This is a genomic window from Martelella sp. UBA3392 (assembly GCF_002358775.1).
Lineage (GTDB): Bacteria > Pseudomonadota > Alphaproteobacteria > Rhizobiales > Rhizobiaceae > Martelella > Martelella mediterranea.
Window position 1 is genome coordinate 1 of sequence record NZ_DEPM01000127.1, and the last position, 7327, is coordinate 7327.

General features: G+C 63.3%; 10 protein-coding genes. 3 read left to right on the top strand and 7 right to left on the bottom strand.

What is annotated here, in order from left to right; all coding sequences use genetic code 11:
* Positions 1–957: efflux RND transporter permease subunit (locus B4E36_RS09205; protein WP_345900269.1), on the top strand; the 957-nt coding region annotated here is incomplete at its 5' end.
* A 327-nt stretch (positions 958–1284) separates the two neighbouring features.
* Entirely contained in the window at positions 1285–1971 is a 687-nt protein-coding gene (locus B4E36_RS09210) for a Crp/Fnr family transcriptional regulator (protein ID WP_230719787.1), read from the top strand.
* Between the two features lie 4 nt (positions 1972–1975).
* Here the strand turns inward: B4E36_RS09210 and ureG are convergent, their stop codons facing one another.
* From ureG to B4E36_RS09230, 4 genes are all read right to left on the bottom strand, one after another.
* Positions 1976–2587 (bottom strand): urease accessory protein UreG, encoded by a 612-nt coding sequence (gene ureG / locus B4E36_RS09215; RefSeq protein ID WP_345900270.1) that lies wholly within the window; start codon positions 2585–2587, stop codon positions 1976–1978.
* Between the two features lie 16 nt (positions 2588–2603).
* Positions 2604–3359, bottom strand: a complete 756-nt coding sequence (locus B4E36_RS09220; protein WP_414673752.1) for an urease accessory protein UreF — start codon at positions 3357–3359, stop codon at positions 2604–2606.
* Positions 3274–3744, bottom strand: a complete 471-nt coding sequence (gene ureE / locus B4E36_RS09225) for an urease accessory protein UreE (protein WP_292054373.1) — start codon at positions 3742–3744, stop codon at positions 3274–3276. The genes B4E36_RS09220 and ureE overlap by 86 nt, the downstream gene beginning before the upstream one ends.
* Before the next feature lie 171 nt (positions 3745–3915).
* Positions 3916–4455 (bottom strand): peroxiredoxin, encoded by a 540-nt coding sequence (locus B4E36_RS09230; RefSeq protein WP_018065210.1) that lies wholly within the window; start codon positions 4453–4455, stop codon positions 3916–3918.
* A 239-nt stretch (positions 4456–4694) separates the two neighbouring features.
* Between B4E36_RS09230 and B4E36_RS09235 the strand changes: the two genes are divergently transcribed.
* A complete protein-coding gene (locus B4E36_RS09235; protein WP_230719782.1) occupies positions 4695–4973 on the top strand; it encodes a helix-turn-helix domain-containing protein in 279 nt (92 codons plus the stop codon).
* A gap of 14 nt (positions 4974–4987) precedes the next feature.
* Here the strand turns inward: B4E36_RS09235 and ureC are convergent, their stop codons facing one another.
* From ureC to B4E36_RS09250, 3 genes are all read right to left on the bottom strand, one after another.
* The gene (ureC, locus tag B4E36_RS09240) at positions 4988–6700 is read right to left on the bottom strand and encodes an urease subunit alpha (RefSeq protein ID WP_292054368.1); all 1713 of its coding nucleotides are present in this window, start codon (positions 6698–6700) and stop codon (positions 4988–4990) included.
* A gap of 25 nt (positions 6701–6725) precedes the next feature.
* The gene (locus B4E36_RS09245) at positions 6726–7082 is read right to left on the bottom strand and encodes a GFA family protein (protein WP_292054366.1); all 357 of its coding nucleotides are present in this window, start codon (positions 7080–7082) and stop codon (positions 6726–6728) included.
* A gap of 2 nt (positions 7083–7084) precedes the next feature.
* On the bottom strand, positions 7085–7327 hold a 243-nt coding region (locus tag B4E36_RS09250), incomplete at its 5' end, for an urease subunit beta (protein ID WP_345900271.1).

Below are 7327 nucleotides of genomic sequence, written 5' to 3' on the forward strand. Positions count from 1 at the left end.
CTGGAACTCAGGCGCGACCTTGCCGCGATCCGGGCGCTGAAAATCAAGGCCGCGTCGGGCGAAATGGTGCCGCTATCGGTCGTCGCCGACGTCGACTATTCCGAGGGCGTCAGCACGGTGCAGCGCTATGACCGCCATCGCGTGGTCTCGATCGGGGCCAACCTGCCACCGGGCGTGGCGCTCGATCCGGCGACGGCGAAGTTCCGCGAGATCGTTGACAGCACCGACCTACCCGCAAGCGTGACGCTGGCCGAAAGCGGCGACGCCAAGATCCTTGCCGAAATGCAGCAGAGCTTCATGAACGCGATGATGCTCGGCCTGTTCCTGGTGCTGGCGGTGCTGATCCTCCTGTTCAAGGACGTGATCCAGCCGTTCACCATCCTGTTCTCGCTGCCATTGGCGCTGGGCGGGGTCGCGATCGCGCTGATCGTCACCGACAATCCGATCTCGATGCCGGTGCTGATCGGCCTCCTGATGCTGATGGGGATCGTGACAAAGAACGCGATCCTGCTGGTGGACTTCGCCAAGGAGGCGATCTGGCACGGGCTCGACCGGCGTCAGGCGCTGGTGGAGGCCGGACGCAAGCGCGCGCGTCCGATCATCATGACCTCGATCGCGATGTCGGCGGGCATGCTGCCGGCGGCGCTTGGCGTCGGCGAAGGCTCGTCCTTCCGCGCGCCGATGGCGATCGCGGTGATCGGCGGCATCATCGTCTCCACCGCGCTGTCGCTGCTGGTCGTGCCGGCCTTCTTCATGATCATGGACGATCTGGCAGGGCTGCTGCGCTGGGCCTTCAGCCGGTTCATCGGCAAGGCGGACCCCAATGACGTGGTCTACACCGCCGAAACCGCCGGACGAATGAGCGAGGCCAACCGGGCGAAACTCGCGAGACTCGAGGAGCGAGTGGAGACCCTGGAAGGCGATCGCGACAACCTGTCCAAGCGCGGCATGGCCTGAAGCGCCTGCAGGATAAGATAGACGAAGGCCGGCCGTTTGCGCCGGCCTTCGTGCTTCAAGCCCGCTCCGGACATACCCGCTCCGCGCGACACGCCAGGCTGCGCTTGCCGCGATATCGGACATGCGGCCACCTCGGAGCCGCTCTTCGCCGCGTCTTCTTCAGACCAGCGCCGTCATCGCTTGATTGAAATCAAACCTTTTGCATCGTGATCGTCATAACTTGACGATGACGGCCGCTTTCTTTCGGACCGGAATGCGGTGGGCGAGATGCGAAGGAACCGTTTCGTGCAGACACACCATCATAGCCACGCCATGGGAGGCGGGACAGTGAACACGACCATCAATGTGAGCGAGCGCAGGAAAGCACAGTTCATCGCAACCGGCCTGACGGCCGCGGCGGACATGACGACGGTTAACAGGCTGATGGAATGCGCCACCTTCGTCAACGTCACACCGCCCGACATCCTGTTTGTTGAGGGGGATGACGCGCGGCATTTTTACAGCGTCGTGACCGGCTTTGTCCGGCTGTTCAGACAGAACCATGAAGGCCGCGAGGCAGACATCCGTATCTGCGGGCCAGGCGACACGTTCGGGGACGAACTGGTTTTCGGCGGTGACGCCTGCCGCTACAGCGCCCAGGCCGCCGAAAATGCAACGCTGGTGTGCTATGACCTCGCCAAAGTGCGGGAACTCGCCAATAATGACGACGGCAGCCTGGCACGTGTGCTTGCCATTTCGCTGTCGGCGCAATTGCGGGAAGCCGTCGACTGCGTGGCCGATGACCGGCTCAATACAGCGCTGCAACGCGTGGCGCACTACCTTCTCGACCAGTGTCCGGAAGACACCGAGCCCGTCACCTTCCGTCTTGCCTGCCGTAAGAGCCTGCTTGCCGGCAAGCTCGGCCTCGCCCCGGAAGCCCTGTCGCGCGCCTTCGGCACGCTCAAGACACTCGGCGTCAATGTCCACGGCCGGACGATCGAAATCACCGATATCGAGGCGCTGAAGCGTCTATAGACAGCTACAGCCCGCCTGCCTCCTTCAGAAAGGCGGCAACCGCCTCGACGCCATCGCCGCGCTTCAGATCGGTGAACACGGTCGGGCCGCCATTGCGCATGCGCTCTGAATCGCGCGCCATGACATCGAGGTCGACCTCGACATAGGGCGCCAGATCCTTCTTGTTGATCACCAGCATATCCGACCGGGTGATGCCGGGGCCGCCCTTGCGCGGGATCTCCTCGCCCTGGCAAACCGAAATCACATAGATGGTGATATCGGCAAGGTCCGGGGAGAAGGTGGCGGCAAGGTTGTCGCCGCCGGATTCGATGAAGATGATATCGAGATCGGGGATGCGGCTGTTCAGCCCGGCGATCGCCTGAAGATTGATCGTCGCATCCTCGCGGATAGCGGTATGCGGGCAGCCGCCGGTCTCCACGCCTACAATCCGGTCGGAGGTGAGCGCCTGCATGCGCACCAGCGCCTCGGCATCCTCGCGGGTGTAGATGTCATTGGTGACCACGGCGACGGAATAGTCGCGGCCCATCGCCTTGCATAGCTTTTCGGTGAGCGCCGTCTTGCCGGAGCCGACCGGGCCGCCAATGCCGACGCGCAGGGGACCGTTTTCGGATTTCATTGTCTTACCTCGTTCATTACGACCGGAACAGCCGTGAATGCTGGACCTCGTGGCGCAGAGCGGCGATATCGGCGCTGAAGGCGCAGCCGCCGAGATCATCCGGCGTCGATGCCGCCGCCCGCGCCGCCTGGTCGAGGATCGGCTGCTCCAGCCCGGAAAGCACGGCAAGGCCGGCCACCTGACCGGCAAGCGACAGCCGGATCGCGGCCGAAATATACTGCGAGACCTGGGCATGGAGATAGCCCTGACAGGCCACTTCGAGACCAATGCCGTGTGATGCGGCGATCGCGCCGAAGGCGACCGGCAGCGGCGTTTCCGGCGGCAAACCCTCGTCACCGGGCGCCAACCACGCACCGGCGGCGGCCACAAAGGCCGCGCCCAGCGCCAGCGTTTCGGCATGGCGCTCGCGCGAACCGGCAAGTGCTGCGGCAAGGGCGGCGATGGCGGCAAGCCGCTCCGGGTCGCCCGCCGCGCGATGGGCCTCGCACAACAGCACGGCGTCATTCCACAGAAACCCGTGGCGAAGCGAGACGGCGAGCCATTCGGCCACGTCATCCGCATCTTCCAGCAGCCGGTCGTGCGCCGCGCGCTCAAGCCCGCCGGAATAGGAAAACCCGCCCAGCGGAAAGGCCGGCGACAGCCAGGCCAACAGCCTTAGAAGCGCGGCGCCCGAAACGGCGCCGCCGTCAATCGTGGTGATGGCCGTGATGGTGATGGTCTCCGTGTCCGCTGTGATAGGCGCCGCGCACCGGCTGGAACGGCTCGACGACATCATGCACATGCGCGCCCAGGCCCTCCAGCATCTGGCGAATCACGTGGTCACGCAGGATCAGGATCCGCCCCTCCTCGATCTGGGCCGGCAGATGACGGTTGCCGAGATGCCAGGCAAGCTGGATCAGGTGCAGGTTGTCATGCGCATGAATTTCGTAGAGTTCCTCGGGCGCGGCGACGATCTCGATCGTCCTGCCGTCCTCCAGCACCAGCCGATCGCCGGTGGCAAACAGCACCGCTTCCTTCAGGTCGAGCATCACGCTCGAACCGTCTTCAAGCTTCAGCGCCTTGCGGCGCAGATGCCGCCCGTCATGCGTCAGCTCGACACGGCCGGCGACCGCGCCGCCGCCCTCGCCCGCGGGAATGAAACTGGTAACGCGCTGCATGCTTTCCCCTTGACGGCCCGGTCTGTAACGATGCCGGGCGTTCCTTCTTTCATAGCAAGATTGCGCCACTTGGCAAGCGCGTGCATCGCCGTATCAGGGACACGCCACGCAAGAAAAAGAGCGGCCGTTGCCGACCGCCCTTCGCTTTCCATCGAAGCGGGCCGAAAGGCCTCAGGCGGCCTTGGCTTCGCGCTTCAGGTTTTCGAGAATGTTCTGCGGCGAGGACACGCTGTAGGGGTCGGTCTCGCACATGTCGGAGAAGCCCTCTTCCTCGAACCACTGCTCTACGACGCCATCATTTATGATGGCGGCATAGCGCCACGAGCGCATGCCGAAGCCGAGATTGTCCTTGTTGACAAGCATGCCCATCTTGCGGGTGAACTCGCCGGAGCCATCCGGGATAACCTTGACGTGCTCGAGATTCTGACCCTTGGCCCAGGCGTTCATGACGAAGGCGTCATTGACCGACATGCAGTAGATGTCGTCGATGCCCTGCGCCTGGAACTCGGGGAACAGCTTTTCGAAATCGGGAAGCTGATAGGTCGAGCAGGTGGGCGTGAAGGCGCCCGGCAGCGAGAACAGCACGACGCGCTTGCCCTTGAAATAATCGTCCGAGGTCATGTCCTGCCAGCGGAACGGGTTCGGCCCCTCGATGCTTTCATCGCGGACGCGCGTGCGGAAGGTGACGTTCGGAACTTTACGGCCGATCATGGCGATCTCCTTGCTCAGTCTTGGAAATTTGTTGCTTCAAGCTTGGGCCGAATTTAACGATTCCGGACAGGGAATCAAAGGCCGGCAAGGCCGATTAGGGGTAAACGCATAGCGGGTATGCGCTGGACGCATGGGTAGCAATGCCAGTTGCAGTAAATACGGAATTTCCGTATGTCGTCGCATATTCGTTTATCGGGTCGATCTGCCGCGCTTCATATCGGTAAGAAGGAGTAACAAGGGTGAAGAACGATCCTATCGTCTTGAAAGCTGACCCGACTGACGTCGAAGACTTCGATGTAAGCGCTTCGGCGGAAGATCGCGGCCAACGCGCTCGCCTGATCCGCCGGACGAGAACAGCGCTCGGACTATCGCAAACGGAATTCGCCAGCAGATTTCGCGTTCCCGTGGGCACGCTTCGCGATTGGGAGCAAGCGCGCGTCACCGCACCCGACTTCGCCGTCGCCTATGTCCGCGTGATTGCGCAATACCCGGATCTGGTGTCGAAAGTCGTCGCCTGAGCGACGCCCCCTGCTCAGAACAGGAAATAGCGCTGCGCCATCGGAAGCACGTCGGCGGGTTCGCAGGTCAACACCTCGCCGTCGGCGCGGACCTCGTAGGTTTCCGGATCGACGGAAATCTCCGGCGTGGCGGAATTGTGGACCATCGAGGCCTTGGAGATGCCGCCGCGGGTGTTCTGCACCGGCAGGAGCTGCTTGGAAACGCCGAGCTTATGGGCAAGGCCGCCATCGAGCGAGGCTTCCGAGACGAAGGTGACGGAGGAATTCGTGCGCGCCTTGCCATAGGCGCCGAACATGTAGCGGTAATGCATCGGCTGCGGCGTCGGGATCGAGGCGTTCGGGTCGCCCATGGGCGCTGCCGCGATCATGCCGCCGAGGAGAACGAGGTCCGGCTTGACGCCAAACATCGCCGGCGACCACATCACCAGGTCCGCGCGTTTTCCCACCTCGACCGAGCCGATCTCGTGGGAAAGCCCGTGGGCGATCGCCGGGTTGATCGTGTATTTGGCGATGTAGCGCTTCACCCGGAAATTGTCATTGTCGCCCTGCTCTTGCGCAAGCCGTCCGCGCTGGCGCTTCATCTTGTCAGCGGTCTGCCATGTGCGGATGGCGACCTCGCCGACACGGCCCATGGCCTGACTGTCGGACGAGATGATCGAGAACGCTCCGAGATCGTGGAGAATATCCTCCGCCGCGATCGTCTCCTTGCGGATTCGGCTTTCGGCAAAGGCAATGTCTTCCGGGATCGACGGCGACAGGTGATGGCAGACCATCAGCATGTCGAGATGCTCGGCGATAGTGTTTTTGGTATAGGGCCGGGTCGGGTTGGTCGAGGACGGGATGACGTTGGAAAACCCGCAGACCTTGATGATGTCCGGGGCATGGCCGCCGCCGGCCCCTTCGGTGTGAAAGGCGTGGATGGTGCGGCCATCGAAGGCCTTGATCGTGTCCTCGACGAAGCCCGATTCGTTCAGCGTATCGGTGTGGATCATCACCTGGACGTCGTATTTGTCGGCGACCGAAAGGCAGTTGTCGATCGCGGCCGGGGTCGTGCCCCAGTCCTCGTGCAGCTTGAGCGCGGCAGCACCCCCGAGCACCATCTCCTCCAGCGCGCCGGGCAGCGAGGCATTGCCCTTGCCGGCAAAGGCGAGGTTCATCGGGAAGGCGTCGGCCGCCTGGATCATCCGCTCCAGATGCCACGGGCCGGGGGTGCAGGTGGTGGCGAGCGTGCCGTGCGCCGGCCCCGTGCCGCCGCCGAGCATGCAGGTCAGCCCGCTCATCAGCGCCTCTTCGATCTGCTGCGGGCAGATGAAGTGGATATGGGCATCCATGCCGCCGGCGGTGATGATCTTGCCTTCGGACGCGATGACCTCCGTGCCCGGGCCGACGATGATGTCGACGCCCTTCTGTGTGTCCGGATTGCCGGCCTTGCCGATCGCCGCGATCCGCCCGTCCTTGATGCCGATATCCGCCTTGACGATGCCCCAGTGATCGATGATCAGCGCGTTAATGATTACCGTGTCGACCGCGCCGTCCGCGCGGGTCACCTGCGACTGCCCCATGCCGTCGCGGATCACCTTGCCGCCGCCGAACTTCACCTCGTCGCCGTAATGGGTGAAATCCTTTTCCACCTCGACGAAGAGCTCGGTATCGGCAAGCCGCACCTTGTCGCCGGTGGTCGGGCCGAACATCGAGGCATAGGCTGCGCGGGACATCTTGAAAGGCATGGAATTTCTCCTGGGGCGGAAAGCGTTATACGGCGGCGCCGTCGTAATGCTGCGAGCTGAGGCTGCGGGGATCGACGCCGTCGAGGCAATTGGCGTTGACCGCGACCATGTCGGCCCCGTCGGGGCCGGCGGCATAGGCAAAGCTCTCGATGCCGCATGTCTTGCAGAACAGATGCTGGATCTGGTGCTTGTTGAACAGATATTCGGTGAGGCTGTCCTTGCCGCTGTTCAGGGTGAAGTTTTCACGCGGCGCAAACGCCAGTACCGAACCGAGACGCTTGCAGCGCGAGCAGTTGCAGGTAACGGTGTGGCCGAGTTCGATATCAACATCGAAATCCACCGCGCCGCACTGGCAGCTTCCGTGATAATGCTGAACGGCCATTGTCAGAGCTTCCCCATGATTTCCTGCCGGAATCCGTAAACCGTGCGCTCGCCGCCATAAGGCACCAGCGTCACGTCGCGGGTCTGGCCGGGCTCGAAACGCACCGCCGTGCCGGCCGCGATATCAAGCCGCATGCCGCGCGCCTTGTCCCGCTCGAAGGCAAGGGCCGGATTGGCCTCGAAGAAATGATAATGGCTGCCGACCTGCACCGGCCGATCACCGGTATTGGCGACGGTCAGCGTCAC